The 1,103-nt window shown below is 49.8% G+C and carries 1 protein-coding gene; it reads left to right on the top strand.

Annotated elements, in window-relative coordinates; genetic code table 11:
- Positions 1–123 precede the first annotated feature (123 nt).
- Positions 124–1,103, top strand: a 980-nt coding sequence (locus ACTHS3_RS14055; RefSeq protein WP_440368258.1) for a CAP domain-containing protein, incomplete at its 3' end; no start/stop codon positions are given.

Raw genomic sequence — 1,103 nt, 5'->3', positions numbered from 1 at the left:
GAATATTTCAAATCCCATCCTGAAGCATTCCAAGTCAAGCCGCTATCAAAATAATCATTTAACGGCATGAGTTTCAAGGGGAAACATCTACACGCTCAAGGCCGTCTGAACGCAGTACATATAATGAAACACATTCTTTACTGGCTGGGTGGTTTTGCCGTTGCCCTCGGCATATTCCAATACTACGAAACCCATCGCTATTCCGAAGACCAGCTCATCTACGCCCAACCGCCGCAAAATCGTACTGCTGTTGCCGATTTTGACGCCTTGGCGTATTTAAATTTCCTCCGCGCCTCAGCCAATCTGCCCGCACTGGCGCACTCAGCCACACTCGAACGCGCCGCGCGTAATCATGCCCGCTATCTGCTGCAAAACCCTGACGACGGACATGACGAACACAATACACGCAATCCCTTTTATACAGGTCCACGCCCATCAGACCGCACGCGCAAAGCCGGTTATGCCTATAAAGGCGTGCATGAAAACGTCGGCACCGGCCAGCATCCGCCAAACGAAAAAATCAACGACCATCTACCTGCCCAACATCAACTGGACAATCTAATGACGGCGATTTACCACCGCCTCTCCTTACTCGATCAAAATATAGACGAGGCCGGAGCGGCATTTGAATCGCAAGGTAAACAAATCGCGTTGAGCATCAATCAAGGCGACAGCAGATTCAACAGCATCTGCCAAAAAAACCGCCCACTCTCCGACCTCAGCCGTTCGTTTTATCAAGATGCCTGTCATGGTCATGCCATTGTTTATGCGGATGAAATCTCCAACCGCAAACTCCGGCCTTACATCACCTATCCGCAAGGCAATTTCGCCTCACCGGTTTTCCACGGCGAACGTCCCGACCCTATGCCGTATTATGAAATGACCGGCAATCCGGTCAGCATCGCATTCTCAGAACAATCGCCTCCGGTCAAAATGCGTTCGTTCAAACTGTATCGGGACACAAAAGAAATCAGAGATGTCAAAATCTTAGATAAAGATAATGACCCAAACCGCCTCCTGACCGAACGCCAATTTGCGCTGTTTCCTTTACAGCCATTGGAATACGACACCGACTACCGTGCCGTGTTCGAATACCGTCAAAA

The sequence above is a fragment of the Neisseria sp. P0009.S007 genome (assembly GCF_051962515.1).
The sequence above is the reverse complement of the archived record's forward strand: the minus strand, read 5'-3'. Positions and strand labels throughout refer to the sequence as shown.